19 protein-coding genes are annotated in these 18,296 nt (G+C 66.8%); 17 read left to right on the top strand and 2 right to left on the bottom strand.

Translation table 11 applies throughout. The annotated features are described in order from the left end of the window. The first annotated feature begins 3 nt into the window (after nt 1-3). The 14 genes from tusD (at nt 4) to cobA (ending at nt 11,421) form a co-directional block, all read left to right on the top strand. Complete coding sequence (gene tusD / locus ACN5W5_RS21300; RefSeq protein WP_420050441.1) at nt 4-363, top strand: sulfurtransferase complex subunit TusD; 360 nt, start codon at nt 4-6, stop codon at nt 361-363. A 12-nt stretch (nt 364-375) separates the two neighbouring features. Beyond that, nucleotides 376-732: a sulfurtransferase complex subunit TusC gene (gene tusC, locus ACN5W5_RS21295; protein WP_210825991.1), complete on the top strand. Its 357-nt coding sequence runs from the start codon at nt 376-378 to the stop codon at nt 730-732. Between the two features lie 10 nt (nt 733-742). Continuing rightward, nucleotides 743-1,042: a sulfurtransferase complex subunit TusB gene (gene tusB, locus ACN5W5_RS21290; RefSeq protein WP_420050440.1), complete on the top strand. Its 300-nt coding sequence runs from the start codon at nt 743-745 to the stop codon at nt 1,040-1,042. Nucleotides 1,043-1,089: 47 nt separating this feature from the next. Next, nucleotides 1,090-1,422 carry a TusE/DsrC/DsvC family sulfur relay protein gene (locus ACN5W5_RS21285; RefSeq protein ID WP_177137169.1) on the top strand — a complete coding sequence of 111 codons (333 nt, stop codon included), beginning with the start codon at nt 1,090-1,092 and terminating at the stop codon, nt 1,420-1,422. Between the two features lie 76 nt (nt 1,423-1,498). Continuing rightward, nucleotides 1,499-2,227, top strand: coding sequence for a respiratory nitrate reductase subunit gamma (locus ACN5W5_RS21280; protein ID WP_420050439.1), 729 nt, complete (start codon nt 1,499-1,501; stop codon nt 2,225-2,227). 18 nt (nt 2,228-2,245) lie between these two features. Further along, entirely contained in the window at nt 2,246-3,775 is a 1,530-nt protein-coding gene (dsrK, locus tag ACN5W5_RS21275; RefSeq protein ID WP_420050438.1) for a sulfate reduction electron transfer complex DsrMKJOP subunit DsrK, read from the top strand. 50 nt (nt 3,776-3,825) lie between these two features. After that, nucleotides 3,826-5,778 (top strand): NAD(P)-binding protein, encoded by a 1,953-nt coding sequence (locus ACN5W5_RS21270; protein ID WP_420050437.1) that lies wholly within the window; start codon nt 3,826-3,828, stop codon nt 5,776-5,778. Nucleotides 5,779-5,948: 170 nt separating this feature from the next. Next, nucleotides 5,949-6,338 carry a hypothetical protein gene (locus ACN5W5_RS21265; RefSeq protein WP_420050436.1) on the top strand — a complete coding sequence of 130 codons (390 nt, stop codon included), beginning with the start codon at nt 5,949-5,951 and terminating at the stop codon, nt 6,336-6,338. Beyond that, complete coding sequence (gene dsrO / locus ACN5W5_RS21260) at nt 6,335-7,114, top strand: sulfate reduction electron transfer complex DsrMKJOP subunit DsrO (RefSeq protein WP_420050435.1); 780 nt, start codon at nt 6,335-6,337, stop codon at nt 7,112-7,114. Before ACN5W5_RS21265 ends, dsrO begins: the two co-directional genes overlap by 4 nt. 11 nt (nt 7,115-7,125) lie before the next feature. Continuing rightward, the gene (gene nrfD, locus ACN5W5_RS21255) at nt 7,126-8,298 is read left to right on the top strand and encodes an NrfD/PsrC family molybdoenzyme membrane anchor subunit (RefSeq protein WP_420050434.1); all 1,173 of its coding nucleotides are present in this window, start codon (nt 7,126-7,128) and stop codon (nt 8,296-8,298) included. A 12-nt stretch (nt 8,299-8,310) separates the two neighbouring features. Then, complete coding sequence (locus ACN5W5_RS21250; protein WP_420050433.1) at nt 8,311-9,723, top strand: cobyrinate a,c-diamide synthase; 1,413 nt, start codon at nt 8,311-8,313, stop codon at nt 9,721-9,723. Between the two features lie 61 nt (nt 9,724-9,784). Further along, a complete protein-coding gene (locus ACN5W5_RS21245; protein ID WP_420050432.1) occupies nt 9,785-10,159 on the top strand; it encodes a TusE/DsrC/DsvC family sulfur relay protein in 375 nt (124 codons plus the stop codon). A 15-nt stretch (nt 10,160-10,174) separates the two neighbouring features. Next, complete coding sequence (locus ACN5W5_RS21240; RefSeq protein ID WP_420050431.1) at nt 10,175-10,573, top strand: hypothetical protein; 399 nt, start codon at nt 10,175-10,177, stop codon at nt 10,571-10,573. Continuing rightward, nucleotides 10,570-11,421, top strand: coding sequence for a uroporphyrinogen-III C-methyltransferase (gene cobA / locus ACN5W5_RS21235; RefSeq protein ID WP_420050430.1), 852 nt, complete (start codon nt 10,570-10,572; stop codon nt 11,419-11,421). The genes ACN5W5_RS21240 and cobA overlap by 4 nt, the downstream gene beginning before the upstream one ends. 13 nt (nt 11,422-11,434) lie before the next feature. Here cobA and ACN5W5_RS21230 read toward each other — a convergent pair whose 3' ends face one another. Next, nucleotides 11,435-12,160, bottom strand: coding sequence for a response regulator (locus ACN5W5_RS21230; protein ID WP_177137158.1), 726 nt, complete (start codon nt 12,158-12,160; stop codon nt 11,435-11,437). Further along, nucleotides 12,157-13,362, bottom strand: coding sequence for a sensor histidine kinase (locus ACN5W5_RS21225; protein ID WP_420050429.1), 1,206 nt, complete (start codon nt 13,360-13,362; stop codon nt 12,157-12,159). The genes ACN5W5_RS21230 and ACN5W5_RS21225 overlap by 4 nt, the downstream gene beginning before the upstream one ends. A gap of 304 nt (nt 13,363-13,666) precedes the next feature. Between ACN5W5_RS21225 and ACN5W5_RS21220 the strand changes: the two genes are divergently transcribed. The 3 genes from ACN5W5_RS21220 to ACN5W5_RS21210 are packed head-to-tail and all read left to right on the top strand — an operon-like array spanning nt 13,667 to nt 18,274. Beyond that, the gene (locus ACN5W5_RS21220) at nt 13,667-16,588 is read left to right on the top strand and encodes a molybdopterin oxidoreductase family protein (protein WP_420050428.1); all 2,922 of its coding nucleotides are present in this window, start codon (nt 13,667-13,669) and stop codon (nt 16,586-16,588) included. Next, nucleotides 16,585-17,313 carry a sulfite dehydrogenase subunit SoeB gene (gene soeB, locus ACN5W5_RS21215; RefSeq protein ID WP_420050427.1) on the top strand — a complete coding sequence of 243 codons (729 nt, stop codon included), beginning with the start codon at nt 16,585-16,587 and terminating at the stop codon, nt 17,311-17,313. Before ACN5W5_RS21220 ends, soeB begins: the two co-directional genes overlap by 4 nt. A 19-nt stretch (nt 17,314-17,332) precedes the next feature. Continuing rightward, nucleotides 17,333-18,274 (top strand): dimethyl sulfoxide reductase anchor subunit family protein, encoded by a 942-nt coding sequence (locus ACN5W5_RS21210; RefSeq protein WP_420050426.1) that lies wholly within the window; start codon nt 17,333-17,335, stop codon nt 18,272-18,274. Nucleotides 18,275-18,296: the final 22 nt, after the last annotated feature.

The following is an 18,296-nucleotide window of genomic DNA, read 5'->3' as shown; positions in this document are numbered from 1 at the left end:
CCCATGAAATTCGGACTACTCGTCAGCGAGGGGCCCTACACCCACCAGGCCTCCGACAGCGCCTACCAGTTCTGCCTGGCGGCGATCGCCAAGGGACATGAGATCCAGCGCGTCTTTTTCTACCACGACGGTGTCAACAACGCCACGCGGCTGACCGAGCCGCCGCAGGACGACCGCCACATCGTCAACCGCTGGTCGTCGCTGAAGGCCGAGCACAACGTCGACTTGGTGGTCTGCGTGGCGGCCGCGCTGCGCCGCGGCATCAAGGACGAGGTGCTGGCCCCGGGCTTTCGCATTTCGGGCCTGGGCCAGCTGGTGGACAGCGGCATCAAGGCCGACCGCCTCGTGACCTTCGGCGATTGAACGGAAAGCACGATGAAAAAATTCATGTTCGTCAACCGCAAGGCCCCCTACGGCACGATCTACGCGCTGGAGAGCCTGGAGGTGGTGCTGATCACCGCCACGCTCGACCAGGACGTCAGCCTGGTGTTCATGGACGACGGTGTCTACGAGCTGGTCAAGGGCCAGCAGACCAAGGACATCGGCATCAAGAACTTCTCGCCCAGCTACCGGGCGCTGGAGGGTTACGACGTGGAGAAGCTCTACGTCGACCAGGCCTCGCTGGCGCAGCGCGGCCTGAGCGAGGCCGATCTGCTGGTGCCGGTGGAGGTGCTGGACACGGCGCAGATGGCCGAGCTGATGGCGCAGCAGGACGTGGTCCTGAGTTTCTGAGGAGAACCCCATGCTGCACATCGTCAACAAATCCCCCCACCAGACCGGCTCGCTGGAGAGCTGCCTGCGCATGACCCAGCCCGGCCACGCCGTGCTGCTGATCGAAGACGGCGTCTACGCCGCCACCGCCGGCAGCCCGCTGGAAGAGCGCCTGAAAGACGCCGGCCACACGGTCCGGTTCTACGCCCTCAAACCCGACCTGGACGCGCGTGGCATGACCGCCCGGACGCTGGGCAACGTGACGCTGGTGGACTACGCCGGCTTCGTCGACCTGGTGGCCGAACACAGCGTCTCGAACAGCTGGCTCTGAAGCCGGCATTCCACCCCTTTTCATTCCGACAACCTGAGGACATCACCATGAGCATCGCAATCAATGGCGCCACCTACGAAACCGACGAAGAGGGCTACCTGATCAACCTGGCCGACTGGAACAAGGAGATCGCCGAGCACATCGCCGAAGAAGAGAAAGTCCCGCTGACCGACAACCACTGGGAAGTCATCAACTTCCTGCGCGAGTACTACAACGAGTACCAGATCGCCCCCGCCGTGCGCGTGCTCACCAAGGCCATCGGCAAGCAGTTCGGCGAAGAAAAGGGCAACAGCAAGTACCTGTACGACCTGTTCCCCTATGGCCCCGCCAAGCAGGCCTGCAAGATCGCCGGCCTGCCCAAGCCGACCGGCTGCGTCTGAAGCTGCAGCATCCACCCGGCTTGCCGGGTCGGCCCGACTTCCTGACCCCTTCGCCACCCCGACCCAGGTCCATGTGATGAGCGCTCTCTCGATCTTCTTCGCTGCGCTGTTTTACCTGGCCACCGCCATCTTCGTGGTCGGCCTGGCGATGAAGATCCGCCAGTACGCGGTCACGCCCGCGCCGCTGAAGATCGCCGTCACGCCCGCGCCGCTCACGCCCACCGGCGTGGGCTTTCGCCTGACGCGCGAGGTGGTGTTTTTCGAGAGCCTGTTCCGCTCCAGCAAATGGACCTGGTTGTTCGGTTGGATGTTCCATGCCGCGCTGCTGCTGGTGGTGCTGCGCCATGTGCGCTATTTTCAGGAGCCGGTCTGGCTGCCCATTGCGATGGTGCAACCCTTCGGCACCTACGCGGGTTTTGCCATGGTGGCCGGCCTGGCCGGTCTGTGGGCGCGGCGCTTCCTGGTGGACCGCGTGCGCTACATCTCCACCCCCTCGGACCACCTGATGCTGGCGCTGCTGATCGCCATCGGCCTGACCGGCCTGGCGATGCGCTTCGTCGCGCACACCGACATCGTGGCGGTCAAGGTGTTCATGCTGGGCCTGATGCGCCTGAGCGTGCAGCCCTTGCCCGCCGACCCGGTGCTGCTGGTGCACCTGTCGCTGGTGGCCCTGCTGATGATCATCTTTCCCATCAGCAAGCTGCTGCATGCGCCCGGCCTGTTCTTCAGCCCCACGCGCACCATGACCGACAACCCGCGTGAAGCCCGCCACCTGGCCACCTGGGCCGCGGCCCTGGACAAATAAACGGAGCACCCATCCGCCATGGCCACCGCCGCATTCACCACCCCCAAGCTGAAGCCCTACCCGGTCATCCCGCTGGTGCAGGTGGGTGCCACGTCGCACCTCAAGCCCTTCGTGGCGTCGGAGGCGATCCAGAAGAACCTGGGCTTTCCGGGTGAGCTGGTGGAGGACTGGCAAGCCAAGGCGATCGCCAAGATGGGCGAGCTGCTGGGCAAGTACCGCTCGCTGCGCGTCTACATGGACGCCTGCGTGCACTGCGGCGCCTGCTCCGACAAATGCCACTACTTCCTCGGCACCGAAGACCCGAAGAACATGCCGGTGGCGCGCCAGGACCTGATGCGGCAGGTCTACCGCCGCTACTTCACCTTTGCCGGCAAACACTTCCCCCGGCTGGTCGGCGCCAAGGACCTGACGCGCGGGGTGCTGGACGACTGGTACAGCTACTACCACCAGTGCTCCGAATGCCGCCGCTGCTCGGTGTTCTGCCCCTACGGCATCGACACCGCCGAAGTCACCATGGCCGCGCGCGAGATCATGGCTTCCATCGGCATGGGCCAGAAATATTCCAACGAGATCATCGGCAAGGTGCACCGCATCGGCAACAACCTGGGCATCCCCGGACCGGCGCTTGAAGACACCCTGCTGGGCCTCGAAGAAGACACCAAGGACGAGACCGGCGTGGATGTGCGCTTCCCGCTGAATGTGAAGGGCGCCGAGGTGCTGCTGATCACGCCCTCGGCCGATTTCTTCAGCGAGCCGCACGTGGACAGCCTGATCGGCTACGCCAAGGTGTTCCACGCCGCGGGCGTCAGCTGGACGCTCTCCAGCATGGCCAGCGAAGCGGCCAACTTCGGCTTGTTCATCGGCAACTACGAGCAGTTGCGCAAAGTCGCGTTGCGCATCCGCGAAGTCGCGCTGGAGCTGGGCGTCAAGCGCATCGTGGTGGGCGAATGCGGCCACGCCTGGCGTGTGGCCTACAGCTTCTGGAACACGCTGGTGGGCATCGGCGCCGGCGGCAAGGACCCGTTTGCCATCGAGCTGCAGAACCAGCTGGACCACCGCTACAAGCAGCCCATGCACATCTGCGAGTTCACGCACGACCTGATCGTGCGCGGCGCGCTGCGGTTCGACAAAGAGCAGAACGACAACCGCATCATCACGTTCCACGACTCGTGCAACGTGGCGCGCGCCTCCCGCATGGGGGACTTCGCCGGCGGCCAGTTCACCATCCCGCGCGACATCATCAAGGCGGTGGCCAACAACTTCCACGACATGGCGGCCGGGACCATCCATGAAAGCACCTTCTGCTGCGGCGGTGGCGGCGGCCTGCTGACCGACGACCTGCTGGAGCTGCGCATCAAGGGAGCCCTGCCGCGCATGGAGGCGCTGAAGAACGTGGTGGACGAACACGGCGTGAACTTCATGGCCACCATCTGCGCCATCTGCAAGGCGCAGTTCAGCAAGGTGCTGCCGCAGTACGGCTTTGACATGAGCATGGTCGGTGGTGTGCACCAGCTCGTGAGCAAGGCCATCCGGCTCGGCGACAAGTAGGCGCCCGCCCCGACGTCCCGCGACCACACAACGATCCCAGGAGACATCTCATGTCAGCCAACCCCGAATCCATCAGCGTCCAGCCCCTCAATTTCCGGCGCTACAAGGACGGCGACCACAAGCCGGGGCCGTGGCAGAAGCAGATTTTCAACGCCGACCACTCGCACAAGTGCCCGACCTACATCCAGAGCACACCGCCCTGCCAGGGCAGTTGCCCCTCGGGTGAAGACATCCGCGGTTACCTCAACATCGTGCGCGGCGTCGAGAAACCCCCGGCCGGCATGCCCTGGCAGGAATACGCCTTCCGCCGCCTGACCGAAGCCAACCCCTTCCCCTCCGTCATGGGCCGGGTCTGCCCGGCGCCCTGCGAGTCGGGCTGCAACCGCAACCAGGTGGAGGACTTCGTCGGCATCAATTCGGTCGAGCACTTCCTGGGCGAGTACGCCATCGCCAACAATCTGGCGTTCAAGAAGCCGGATTTTTCCAGCGGCAAAAAGGTCGCCGTGATCGGTGGCGGACCGGCCGGTTTGTCAACGGCCTACCAGCTCGCGCTGCGCGGCCACGCTGTCACGCTGTTTGACGAACGCGCCGAACTCGGCGGCATGATGCGCTACGGCATTCCGGGTTTTCGCACACCGCGCCAGGTGCTCGACGCCGAGATCCAGCGCATCCTGGACCTGGGTGTGGTGGCGCGCACGAACTGCCGCATCGGCACCGACATCACGATGGAACAGATCCGCGCCGATTTCGACGCCGTGTTCCTCGGACTCGGCGCCCAGTCCGGCCGCAGCCTGCCGGTGGAAGGGGCGGACGCACCCAACTGCGTGACGGCCACTTCGTTCCTCAAGGCTTTCAACGATGGGCGCCTGCGCCATGTGGGCAAGCGCGTGGTGGTGGTGGGTGGTGGTGACACCTCGATCGACGTCGCCACCGTGGCGCGCCGCCTCGGCCACATCGACCAGATCCACGAGAGCGACCGCCCCGAGTTCGCCATCGCCGGCCACGTGGCGCACGACGTGGCCTCGGTCTCGGCCAAGCAGGGCGCGGACGTGACGCTGACCTCGATCTTCGCGGTGGACAAGATGCAGGCCTCGAAGCACGAGGTCGAGCACGCCCTGTCCGAAGGCATCGCCATCCGCGGCGGCCTGGCGCCGGTGGGCGTGGTGCGCGGGCCGGACGGGCGCGCCACCGCGCTGCGCGTGATCCGCTGCGAGGCGAAGATCGTGGGCGGCAAGCTGGAGATCAAGAACATCGAAGGCACGGAGGAGGACCTGCCTGCCGACCTGATCGTCTCGGCGATCGGCCAGGCGGTGGACTTCACCGGGCTGGAGGAGTTCAACAACGGCAAGGGCGCGGTGCCGGCCGACAAGAACTACCAGGTGCAACCGGGCGTGTTCGCCGGCGGTGACATCATCCGCCCGCACCTGCTGACCACGGCCATCGGCCACGGCGCCATCGCGGCCGAGGGCATTGACCGATTCCTGCAGGGCGAGGCGCTGGAAAAACGGCCCAAGATCGATGTGCACGTCTTTGATCTCCAGCGCAAGATGATCGAGAAAGGGCTGAGCTTCAGCGAGGTGCACGGGCCGATCCACGGCACCGACAAAAGCAACGTGGCGATCCACAACTTCGACAACCGCTCCGACCGCTACGTGATCTCGCACAAGGAGCTGTTCCTCGGCCACTTTGCGTACACGCCACGCAACCGGCGCACCATCGTCAGCCTCACGGCAGAGGAGGCGCTGGGCAACTTCGACGAGCGCCTTCAGGCGCTCGTCGAAGCCCAGGCGCAGGCCGAGGCCAAGCGCTGCATGAGTTGCGGCCAGTGCTTCGAGTGCGACAACTGTGTGGTCTATTGCCCGCAGACCGCCGTGTTCAAGGTGCCCAAGTCCAAGTCCACCACCGGACGTTATGTGGACACCGACTACAGCAAGTGCATCGGCTGCCACATCTGCCAGGACGTCTGCCCGACCGGCTATATCCAGATGGGCCTGGGAGAGTAGAGATGGCACACCCCCAGGTTGCGCGCGCTGCGCCTCCCCCCTTGCAGGGGGCGACACCAGCGGCCAGGCAAAGCCGGTTCCGCAGTGTCCCCTGGCTTGGCGTCCTGGCACTCGCTGCTGGGTGGCTGATGGCTGGCGCTGCCCATGCGGTGGAGCCACCGTCTGGCCGCGTGCCCAAGCCCGTCATCGAGGCGGCGCGCGGTGGCCAGTGCGTGGAAGACCCGGCCACCATGCGGCGCGACCACATGAAATACCTCAAGCACCAGCGCGACGAGACCGTGCACGGCGGCCTGCGCGGTGCAAAGTACAGCCTGAAGACCTGCATCGAGTGCCATGCCAGCCAGACCACCCAGAGTGTGGCGGCCACCCAAACCAACTTCTGCGTCAGCTGCCACAGCTTTGCCGCGGTGAAGATCGACTGCTTCGAGTGCCACGCCACCCAGCCGGCGGCGGCGTCGGTCTTCCACCCGCTGGTCCATCCATCCGGCACCACCGCCCAGCTGGCCCGGCTGGTGCGCACGCTCGGCATCGAGACCCCCTCTGCGAGGTCCCAGCCATGAAGCCGGAAACCCCAATCCCTTCAAAAGACCTTGTCCAGCCCGAGCGCCGCGGCTTCTTGGGCATGGCCGCCGCGGGCCTGGCCGGCATCCTGCTGGCGCCCGGCGTGCGCCTGATCGAGATCGCGCAGGCTGCGCCCGCCACCGGCGCGCCCACGGCCGGTGCCGACCCCCAGGTGCGCTGGGGCATGCTGATCGACAGCACCAAATGCAGCAGCGGGTGCACCGACTGCGTGACCGCCTGCAAAACGGAAAACGGTTTGCCACAGAACCCCGGACCGACGGACGCGCAGTGGATCCGCAAGATCGAGATCAAGGAAATCCGCACCGGCCGCACGCAGTCGCTGCCGGTGATGTGCCAGCACTGTGCCGAGCCACCCTGCGTGGACGTGTGCCCGACCGGCGCCTCGTTCAAACGCGCCGACGGCATCGTGCTGGTGGACAAACACATCTGCATCGGTTGCCGTTATTGCGTGATGGCCTGCCCCTACAAGGCACGCTCTTTCGTCCACGAACCCCAGACGAACCAGAAGCCCGACGTGCCGCGCGGCATGGGCACGGTGGAGGGTTGCACGATGTGCGTGCACAAGGTCGACCGGGGCGAACAGCCCGCCTGCGTGCAGGCCTGCAGCGCCGCCGGACATGGCGCCATCGTCTTCGGCAACCTCAACGACCCGACCAGCGAGATTTCGAAGCGCGTGCGCGAGATCCAGACCGCGCAGCTGCGCGCCGACCTGAAGCTGGACCCGGGTGTGCGCTACCACGGCATCTCGTCCTAGAGAACCAGACCATGAGAACCCGCGAAGACACCCGCAACTTCTGGCTGGTCGCCATTCTGGCCGGTGCGATCACGGCCGTCGGCCTGGGCGCGGCGCACTACATGGAACTGCACGGCCACATCGTCACCGGCATGAACAACCAGGTCGTCTGGGGCCTGCCCCACGTGTTCGCGATCTTCATGATCGTCGCGGCCTCGGGGGTGCTCAACGTCGCTTCGATCGGATCGGTCTTCGGCCAGACGGTCTACAAGCCGCGCGCGCCGCTCTCGGGCCTGCTGTGCATCGCCCTGCTGATGGGCGGCCTGATGGTGCTGATGCTGGACCTGGGTCGGCCCGACCGCGTGATCGTCGCAGCCACCCACTACAACTTCAAATCGGTCTTCGCCTGGAACGTTTTCCTCTACTCGGGCATGACGGCCATCGTCGCGGTCTACCTGTGGACCATGTTCGAGCGGCGCATGAACGGGTATTCGAAGCCAGCCGGCCTGGCGGCCCTGGTCTGGCGCTTCGTGCTGACCACCGGCACCGGCTCGATCTTCGGCTTTCTCGTGGCACGTCAGGCCTACCAGTCGGCGCTGCTGGCGCCGCTGTTCATCGTGCTGAGCTTCGGCTGGGGCCTGGCGGTCTTTCTGGTCACCCAGTCCACCATGTATGTATGGGAGGGCCGTGTGCTCGACAGCGCGATCCGGCGCCGAATGGCCCGCCTGCTGGGGGTGTTCATCGCTGCCTCGCTGTACCTGGTGGCGGTCTACCACCTGACCAACCTGTACTACGCCAGGCAGGCCGCCTTCGAGCGCTTCCTGCTCGTCGACGGCGGCCTCTACCCGCTGCTGTTCTGGGCCGGCTATGTGCTGGTCGGCTCGGTGCTGCCGCTGGTGCTGCTGTTCCACCCGAAGCTCTCGGGCGCGCGCACCACCTTCGCCGCCTCGGTGCTGGTCGTGGCCGGTGCGTTTGCCTTCCTCTATGTCTTCATCGTCGGCGGCCAAGCCTTCCCGCTGGAGATATTCCCCGGCCACGCCGTGAGCAGCAGCTTCGGTGACGGTGTGATCGCACACTATGTGCCCTCGCTGCCGGAGTTCCTGCTCGGTGCCGGTGGTCTGGGGGCGGCCTTGCTGCTGACGGTCGTGGGCGTGCGCGCCTTCGACTTCATGCCGCAGGACGATTTTGTGTCCGCCAAGTCCTGAGAGGCCGAGCCCATGGACCGCCTGCTCATCTCCGCCGCCCACAAGTCTTCGGGCAAGACCACGGTCAGCCTGGGCTTGTGCGCTGCCTTGGCGGCGCGCGGGCTCGCGGTGCAGCCGTTCAAGAAAGGGCCTGACTACATCGACCCGATGTGGCTGGGGCGGGCCAGCGCCCGCGCCTGTCACAACCTCGACCCCTACCTCATGACGCCGGAACAGATCGGTGCCGTGTTTGCCCGGCAGGCCGCCGGGGCCGACATCAGCATCGTCGAAGGCAACAAGGGCCTGTACGACGGCCTGGCACTCGACGGCAGCAACAGCAACGCCGCGCTGGCGCAGCTGCTGGACCTGCCGGTGCTGCTGGTGATCGATGCGCGCGGCATGACCCGCGGCATCGCGCCGCTGATCCTGGGCTACCAGGCCTTTGACCGCCGCATCCGCATCGGCGGCGTCATCCTGAACCGCCTGGGCGGCAGCCGGCACGAGGCCAAGCTGCGCGCCGTGATCGAACACTACACCGACGTACCGGTGCTGGGCGCCATCGCCGAAGACACCGACCTCGCGGTGGCCGAGCGCCACCTCGGCCTGATGCCGAGCAACGAACACGCCGACGCCGCACGGCAGATCACGCTGATCGGCGAACGCATCGCGGCCCAGGTCGATCTCGCGCAAGTGCGGGCGCTGGCCGCCAGTGCGCCGGCGCTGAACCTGTCGCCCATGCCCATGGCGCCGGTGGTCGGTTCAACGCGGCCCGTGCGCATCGCCCTGGCGCAGGACCGCGCTTTCGGCTTCTACTACCCGGACGACCTGCAGGCCTTGCGCGACGCGGGCGCCGAGCTGCTGCCGTTCGACACCCTGTGCGACCCGGCGCTGCCCGAGGCCATCGACGGCCTGTTCATCGGCGGGGGGTTCCCCGAGCTGTTCATGCGCGAGCTGCAGGCCAATGTGTCGCTGCGCACCCAGATCGCTGGGTCCATCGCGGCCGGTCTGCCGACCTACGCCGAGTGCGGCGGCCTGATGTACCTCGCTCGTTCGCTGCAATGGCGCGGCGAGCGCTGCGCCATGGTGGGCGCGGTGGCGGGCGATGCCACGCTGCATCAAAAGCCGGTGGGGCGCGGTTATGTGCACCTGAGCGCCACCAGCGACATGCCCTGGGCCGGTCTGCAAGGCCAGTCCGTGCGCGGCCACGAGTTCCACTATTCCAGCCTGGACGGGCTGCCGGCGGACACACGCTACGCCTGGCGGATCACGCGCGGCCACGGCATCGATGGGCAACACGATGGCGTCGTGACGCACAACCTGCTGGCCACCTATTCCCACCTGCGCAGCGTGGCGGGAACCGACTGGGCGCGCCATTTTGTCGACTTCGTGCGCGCCCGGCGTTCGCTGTTCGCCCGCGCTGAGCCACTGCAGAGGCTCGCAGCATGAGCGCCGACCGGCCGTCCCGAAGGCGCTCAGCCCCGCAGTGCGCAGCACGGAGGGTCGTCCAGTGAGCGCTACCTTGACCTCGCCACCGGACGCGTTCACCCGCATCCTGATGGTCAACGGCCGCCCGGTCGAAACCGACTCCGAGGGCTACCTGCGCCACCTCGGCGACTGGTCGGAAGACTTCGTGCGCGCGCTGGCCACGCAGGAAGAACTGACGCTGACTGAAGAGCACTGGGAGCTGGTGCACTTCCTGCGCGCGTTTTACGCCGAGCACGGCGTGCAGGCCCAGGTGCGCGCCATGATCAAACACTTCACGGTGGTCTGGGGCCCCGAGCGCGGCAGCAACCACCACCTGCACGACCTCTTCCCCCGCGGGGGCCCGCAGAAACAGGGCAACCGGCTGGCCGGCCTGTTGCGCACCAAAGGCGAACACTGAAAGGTGGCCCGCAGCATGTTCACACTCACAGCAACCGCAGCAGAACAGATACGACAGGCGGCCCGCGAGAGCGACGCCGAACAACTGGCCTTGCGCGTGGCCGCGCGGCGCGAGCCCGACGGCTCCATCGGCTACGGCATGGGTTTTGACGATGTCGCGGACAACGACACGCGCCTGATGCTGGAGGACGTGGCGGTGGTGATCGCCGCGGCCCACGTCGACCTGCTGGAGGACACCGTGCTCGATTTCGTCGAGCTGGAGCCGGGCCAGTTCAACTTCATTTTCGTGAGCCAGCAGCTGGTGGCCCAGCCCCCCGCCGCCAGCGGCTGCAGCACCGGAAGTGGCGGTGGTGGTTGCGGCAGCGGTGGCTGTGGCACGGGTGGCGGTTGTGGAACAGGGAGCCGATACCCATGAACATCCGACCTTTCTCCAACCGGTCACGCGGCTGTGTCTACCTGGTGGGTGCCGGCCCTGGCGACCCGGAACTGCTGACGCTCAAGGCTGTGCGCCTGCTGGAGCAGGCCGACGTCATCGTCTACGACAACCTGGTGTCTTCGGGCGTGCTGGACTTCGCTTCGCCCGGTGCACAGCGCATCTTTGCCGGCAAGCGGCGCAACGAACACACCATGCGCCAGGAGCAGATCAACGGGCTGCTGGTGCAGCTGGCGCGCGAAGGCAAGCTGGTGGTCCGCCTCAAGGGGGGCGACCCCTTCGTCTTCGGTCGCGGCGGCGAAGAAATGCAGGAGCTCGCCGCTCACGGCGTGGACTTCGAGGTAATCCCCGGCGTGACCGCCGCCTGCGGCGTGGCCAGCTACGCCGGCATCCCGCTCACGCACCGCGACCACGCCCAGGGCTGCCTGTTCGTCACCGGCCACCTGAAGGACGGCAGCGCCGACCTGGACTGGGAAGCGCTGGTACGCCCGCACCAGACGGTGGTGATCTACATGGGGCTGAACGCCCTGCCCGACATCTGCCGCCAGCTGATGGCGCACGGCGCCCCCGCCACGCGACCGATCGCCGCCGTGCAGCACGGCACGCTGTCCACGCAGCAGGTGCTCACCGGCACGCTGAGCGACCTCCCGGCCAAGGTGGCGGGCAGCGGCTTCACATCGCCCAGCCTGCTGATCGTGGGCGACGTGGTGAGACTGCACGGCACGCTGCACTGGTTCGACCCGCAGACCGGGGCCGCCAGTCAGCTGTCACCCGCCCACCACGAGGTGGAGCAGCCCTTGCCGCCGCTCAACGCTTCAGCAGCCAATTGAAACGCAAGCGCTGTCAGGAAGATCGGCGTCCGGAAGGGTTCTCCGGCTCCCCGCCCTTGCCCGGATGTTCGGACGAGGTGCGGTGCTCGAACGCAAACACCGCCGCTTCCACGCGCGAACCCAGATCGAGCTTGGCCATGATGTGGCGCACGTGCAGCTTGACCGTGTTGTGGCTGATGTCCAGCGCCTGCGCGATCACCTTGTTGCTCTTGCCACGCGCCACCTGGTCCAGCACCTGGCGTTCGCGCTCGGTCAGGGTGTCCACCAGGTCGCGCTTGACCGATCCCTTCTGGCCGCTCTGCCACATCTGGGCCAGCTTGACCGCCATGGTCGGCGCCACCACCAGCTCGCCGCGCGCGGCGCGGCCGATGGACTCGATCACGTCGTCGGGGTCCATGTCCTTGAGCAGGTAGCCGCGCACGCCGGCGCGCAGCGCCGCCGACAGGTCTTCCTCGCTGTTGCTCATGGTCAGCACGACCACTGGCACCTCGATGCCTTCGGTGCGCACCATGCGCAGCACGCTCAAGCCGTCGACCGGGCCCAGGCTCAGGTCCAGGACCATCAGCTCGGGCTGAAACTCGCGCAACAGGGGAATGACCTGCTCACGATCCCCGGTGGCCGCGACCACGACCATGCCGCTGCGGTTCTGCAGCAATTCAGACAATCCGCTGCGGCACATCGCGTGGTCGTCGACCAGCATCACCCGGGTCTGCATGGCCTGCGTGGCGGGCGTCGTCATGGTGTGTGTACTGCGGTGGCGGCGGGGGGCGTGGGCAACAGCAGGCGCACACGGGTACCACCCCCCGCGTTGTCGCCGACCTCCAGGCTCGCCCCCAGGCGCTGCGCCCGGCTCTGCATGATCTCCAGCCCGAAATGGGTGGGCGCCGCGAGCTCCTTGGCCGATGTCACGATGGTGGAAACGCCCGGCGCGGCCATGCCCAGACCATCGTCCTCGACCACGAATTCGAGGCCTTCGGGTGTCCTGTTGATGATGATTGCCGCATGGCGGGCCATGGAGTGTTTGGCGATGTTGGCCAGCGCTTCCTGCACGATGAAAAACACCTGGACCTCCTGCGCATCGGGCAGGTTCAGGTGCCGGACCGTGTTCCGGATCTCCAGCGCGATGCCGTTGCGGCCGTAGAACCCGTCGGCGAGGCTCTGGAGCGCGTGCAGCAGGCCCAGCGGGTCCATGCGGGTGCGGAAATAGGTCATCACCTCGCGCAGGTTGTCGTGCACCTCCCCCACCGCCTGCTTGACGTCCAAGAAATACTTGATGGCCCTCGTGTCGTCGTGGGCCAGCATGGCGTCGTTCAGCAGGGGCAGGCGCATGCGCGCGTAGGCCAGTGTCTGCGCGATCGAGTCGTGCACTTCGTTGACCATTTCCTGGCGTTCCTTCATCACGGTCACCCGCAGACGCTCGCGCTCGATACGGGCGTTGTGCAGCGAGAGGCCCAGCAGTTGCCCGATCAGGCGCAGGATGGTCTGCGTGGCTGGCGGGATCTGGACCCTGGACTCAAAAAACAGGTTGTAGATGCCCAGCACCTGATCGGCGTGCACCAGCGATATGGCCAGCACGCCTTTGCACTGCCCGCCGAAATAGTGCCCACCGCCTTGCCGGTCACAGGACCGCAGATCGTCCACCCAGCCCAGCCCGTCGGCGCCGCCCGCGGTGCCGCACATGCCGCATCCCCGGTCCACCAGCTGCTCGGCCTCCTGCACATGGGGGGGCAGGCCCTGCTGCGCGACCAGCCGCATGTGAAGCCCGTCATCGGTCAGCACCCGCACAGCGCCCGCCTGGGCGCCGGCCAGCGCGGCAATGGACACCAGGAAGCGCTGCAGCAGCAGCTCCAGGTCGTCGTCGCCCGAAGTCCCCGGCGACGCCGCACCCCAGGTGGCGGTGGCGGCGCCATCCTGCGAAGGGTTGACTGTGAGCGTGGACATGTCGTGGGGTGGAAACCCGGTGGGGTATCGCTTTGTGGGCAAACCATGGTAGTGCACAAGCATGTACGGATACATGGCGAAAACCCCAAGTCGCCCGAGGGCGCCTCCCGGGGTTCGCCAGACGGCGGCCCAGCGCGCCCGGCACCGGCCACGCTACCCATCTGGGTGATGCCGGCTCACCCGTGTCGGTAATAGACGGGGCTGCGCCCCCTGTCTTTAATAAGACCCCACTGACAGTCCGGCCTGTGCGAAGCGAGGGTGGACGGTTGGCATGGCTCCCTCTTTAACGAAAAGACACCCACGCATGTCCGCCACCCCGCTTCACGATCCCTGCAGCCCCCCGCTGGCGGGGGCCACCACCGAGACACGCAACACCACCTGTTACATGTGCGCCTGCCGCTGCGGCATCCGGGTGCACCTGCGCAACGGCGAGGTGCGTTACATCGAAGGCAACCCCGAACACCCGCTGAACCAGGGCGTGATCTGCGCCAAAGGTTCGTCGGGCATCATGAAGCAGTACTCGCCGGCCCGCCTCACCAGGCCGCTGCTGCGCAAGCCCGGCAGCGAACGCGGCGACGGCGAGTTTGTCGAGATCGAGTGGGAAGCCGCCTTCTCGATGCTGGAGCAGCGGCTGCAGAAGATCCGCTCCACCGACCCCAGGCAGTTCGCCCTGTTCACCGGGCGTGACCAGATGCAGGCCCTGACCGGCCTGTTTGCGCGCCAGTTCGGCACCCCCAACTACGCGGCGCACGGCGGCTTCTGCTCGGTCAACATGGCCGCCGGGATGATCTACACCATCGGCGGCTCGTTCTGGGAATTCGGCGGCCCGGACCTGGAACGCGCCAAGCTGTTCGTGATGATCGGCACGGCCGAAGACCACCACTCCAACCCGATGAAGATGGCGCTGTCGAAGTTCAAGCGCAACGGCGGGCGCTTCGTGTCGATCAACCCGGTGCGCACCGGCTATTCCGCCATCGCCGACGAGTGGGTGCCCATCAAACCCGGCACCGATGGCGCCCTGTTGCTGGCGCTGATCCACGAACTCATCAAGCTCGGCCTGTACGACCGCGAGTTCCTGGCCCGTTACACCAACGCCGGCCAGCTGGTGAACCAGGACGCGGCCAGCGACGACTTCGGCATGTTCCTGCGCAAGGCCGACGGCGACACCGTCAACCCGCTGCGGCCCGCCAACTTCCACTGGTGGGACCGGCTCACCGACAGCCCGGTCGCCGATCACGCCGAGGGCGCGGACCCGGCGTTGCTGGGGCACTTCAAGATGCCCGATGGCACCGCCGCCGTGCCGGCTTTCCAGCTGCTGCAGGAGCGCGTGAAGCCCTACACACCGGAATGGGCCGAGGGCATCACCGGCATCCCGGCAGAGACCATCCGGCGCCTGGCCCATGAAATGGGCATCACCGCGCGCGACCAGAAGATCGAGCTGCCGATCGCCTGGACCGACAGCTGGGGCCAGCGGCACCCCTCGGTCAAGGGCAACCCGGTGGCCTTTCACGCCATGCGTGGTCTGGCGGCGCACTCCAACGGTTTCCAGACCATCCGCGCGCTGGCGATCCTGATGTCGCTGCTGGGCACCATCGACCGCCCGGGGGGCTTCCGGCACAAGGCGCCGTATCCGCGCGCCGTGCCGCCCAACGCCCGCCCGCCCAAGGGACCGCAGGCCGTCAAGCCCGACACCCCGCTCGATGGCGCGCCGCTGGGCTGGCCGGAGAGCCCGGACGACCTGTTCGTGGACGCCCAGGGCCAGCCGGTGCGGATCGACAAGGGCTTCTCCTGGGAACACCCGCTGTCGGCCCACGGCCTGATGCACAACGTCATCACCAACGCCTGGCGCGGTGACCCCTACCCGATCGACACCTTGCTGATCTTCATGGCGAACATGGCGTGGAACTCCACCATGAACACCGCCGAAGTGCGCCAGATGCTGAACGACAAGCACACCGAGGGCGAACACAGCGGGGAATACAAGATCCCGTTCCTGGTGGTCTGCGATGCCTTCCAGTCGGAGATGACGGCTTTTGCCGATCTCATCCTGCCCGACACCACCTACCTGGAGCGGCACGACTGCATGTCCATGCTGGACCGCCCGATCTCCGAGTTCGACGGACCGGTGGACGCGGTGCGCATCCCGGTGGTGCCGCCCAAGGGCGACTGCAAGCCCTTCCAGGAAGTGCTGGTCGAACTGGCCGGCCGCCTCAAGTTGCCCGCTTTCACGCAGGCCGACGGCACGCGCAAGTTCCGCAACTACCCGGACTTCATCGTCAACTACGAAACCGCGCCCGGCTCGGGCATCGGTTTCCTCGCGGGCTGGCGCGGCAAGGCGGGTGAGAAGTCGCTGCGCGGTGAGCCCAACCCCAAGCAGTGGGAGATGTACGAGAAGAACAACTGCGTCTTCCACCACCAGATGCCACCCGAACACCAGTACATGCGCAACTGGAACCGGGGCTACATGGAGTGGGCGCAGCAGATGGGCCTGCGACGCGACAAGGACCCGATCGTCATCCACATCTACTCGGAGTTCCTGCAGGGCTTCCGGCGCGCGGCGCAGGGCAAACGCGCGGGCAAGCAGCCGCCCGAGCACCTGCGCAAACGCGTCGAGACCTATTTCGACCCGCTGCCGTTCTACTACGTACCGCTGGAAGAGCAGGCCACCGACACCGTCAGGTACCCGCTCAACGCCATCACCCAGCGCCCGATGGCGATGTACCACTCCTGGGATTCGCAAAACGCCTGGTTGCGCCAGATCCACACGCACAACTACCTGTTCGTGAACCCCAAAACCGCCGGCGCCGAAGGCATCGCCGATGGCGGCTGGATGTGGGTGGAGTCGCAGTGGGGCAAGGTGCGCTGCATGTGCCGCTACTCGGAGGCCGTGGAGCCCGGCACGGTCTGGACCTGGAACGCCATCGGCAAGTCCGCCGGCGCCTGGAACCTGACGCCGGACGCCAACGAAGCGCAGCGCGGATTTCTGCTCAACCACCTGATCTCGGAAGAGCTGCCGCCGTCCAGCGCCGGTGCGTCCCTCTCCAACTCGGACCCGATCACCGGACAGGCCGCCTGGTACGACGTGCGCGTGCGCATCTACAAGGCGCAGGCCGGCGAGCCTGAACAGAGCTGGCCGCAGTTCAAGACCGTGCCCCGAGCGCCCGGGGTCGAGGCGGCCCCTGCCCGCTGGCAGGCCTGGTTTGCCGGCAAGGGAGGACGCAAATGACCCAGCTGGCTCTGGTGATCGACCTCAACGTGTGCGTGGGCTGCCACGCCTGCGTGACGAGTTGCAAACAGTGGAACACCTCGGGCACGGCGGGTGCGCTGACCGACCTGAACCCCTATGGGGCCGATCCGAACGGCACCTTCTTCAACCGGGTGCAGACCTTCGAAGTGGGCGAGTTTCCCATCACGCAGACGGTGCACTTCCCCAAGTCGTGCCTGCACTGCGAAGAACCACCCTGCGTGCCGGTGTGCCCCACCGGCGCCAGCTACAAGCGGGCCGAAGACGGCATCGTGCTGGTCGACTACGACAAGTGCATCGGCTGCAAATACTGCACCTGGGCCTGCCCCTACGGCGCGCGCGAGTTCGATGAACAGCGCAAGGTCATGACCAAGTGCACCCTCTGCGTGGACCGCGTCACCGACCAGGCCCTGCCCGAGCGCGAGCGCAAGCCGGCCTGCGTGCTGGCCTGTCCGTCCAACGCGCGCCTGTTCGGCGACGTGCACGACCCTGAGTCCGTGGTCTCCCAGGCCATCGCCGAGCGCGGTGGCTACCAGCTCATGCCCGAGTGGGGCACCCGCCCGGCCAACCACTACCTGCCCCGGCGCAAGACGGCGATGCGGATCCATGCCGAAGACCTGGAGCGCGTGGACAACCCGCTGAAGATCGACAGCCGGCCCGCCGACGCCGCCCACCGCGACCCGGGACACGAAGATTTCGCCACCTGAACCGCAGCACCCCCACACCATGAGACCCGCTTTTTCGGTCATTTTTTTGACGACGCTGATCGGTGCCGCGCAAGGGCTGTTTTTTGCGCTGTACGGCGCCGAGCTGACGCTCCTGTCCGATACCGACGCCGCCACCGGCCGGCATTTCCTGTTCCTGGGCAGTGGGGTGGCCCTGGTGTTGACGGGGCTGGGGCTGACCGCCTCGTTCTTCCACCTGGGACGCCCCGAGCGCGCCTGGCGCTCGGCCACGATGTGGCGCACGTCCTGGCTGTCGCGCGAGGTCATCGCCCTGCCCCTGTTCATGCTGGGGCTGTTGGTGTACGGCAGCGGCCAGTATCTGGGCTGGACCCAGACCGTGCCAATCGGCGCGCTGACCGCCCTGCTCAGCCTGGCGCTGTTCGTCTGCACCGCGATGATCTACGCCTCGGTCCGCTTCCTGCAGGAGTGGGCCAGCCCCCTGACCTTGTTGAACTACCTGCTGCTCGGTTGCGCATCGGGCCTCACCCTGGCCACGCTGCTCGCGGCCCTGCTGGACATGCCCGATCTGGTGCCCCCCTACGCGCTTGCTGCCATCGGGTTGACGCTGCTGGCCGCGATCTCGCGCGGCGCCTCGCTGGTGCGTAACGCCCGCCTCAAGCCCAAATCGTCCGTGCAAAGCGCCATCGGCATCAAGCACCCGCGCATCGTGCAGAAGGCGCAGGGTTTCATGGGCGGCTCGTTCAACACACGGGAGTTCTTCCACGGCCAGAGCGCCGCGCTGCTGCGCTCGGTGAAATGGATCTTCCTGCTGCTGGTGTTTCCCTTGCCACTGCTGTGTCTGGCGCTGGCCCTGTCCAGCGCCTCCACGGCCTGGCTGCTGGCGGCCTTTGCCCTGCAGTACCTGGGCTTGCTGGCCGAGCGCTGGTACTTTTTTGCGCAGGCGAACCACCCGCAAAACCTGTACTACCAGACCATTTCCTGAAAGCGGTCCACCATGCCCCGGT

It is taken from the genome of Hydrogenophaga sp. ZJX-1, assembly GCF_048590325.1.
Lineage (GTDB): Bacteria > Pseudomonadota > Gammaproteobacteria > Burkholderiales > Burkholderiaceae_C > Hydrogenophaga.
Note: the sequence above shows the minus strand (reverse complement) of the source record. Positions and strands in the feature narration are given on the sequence as shown.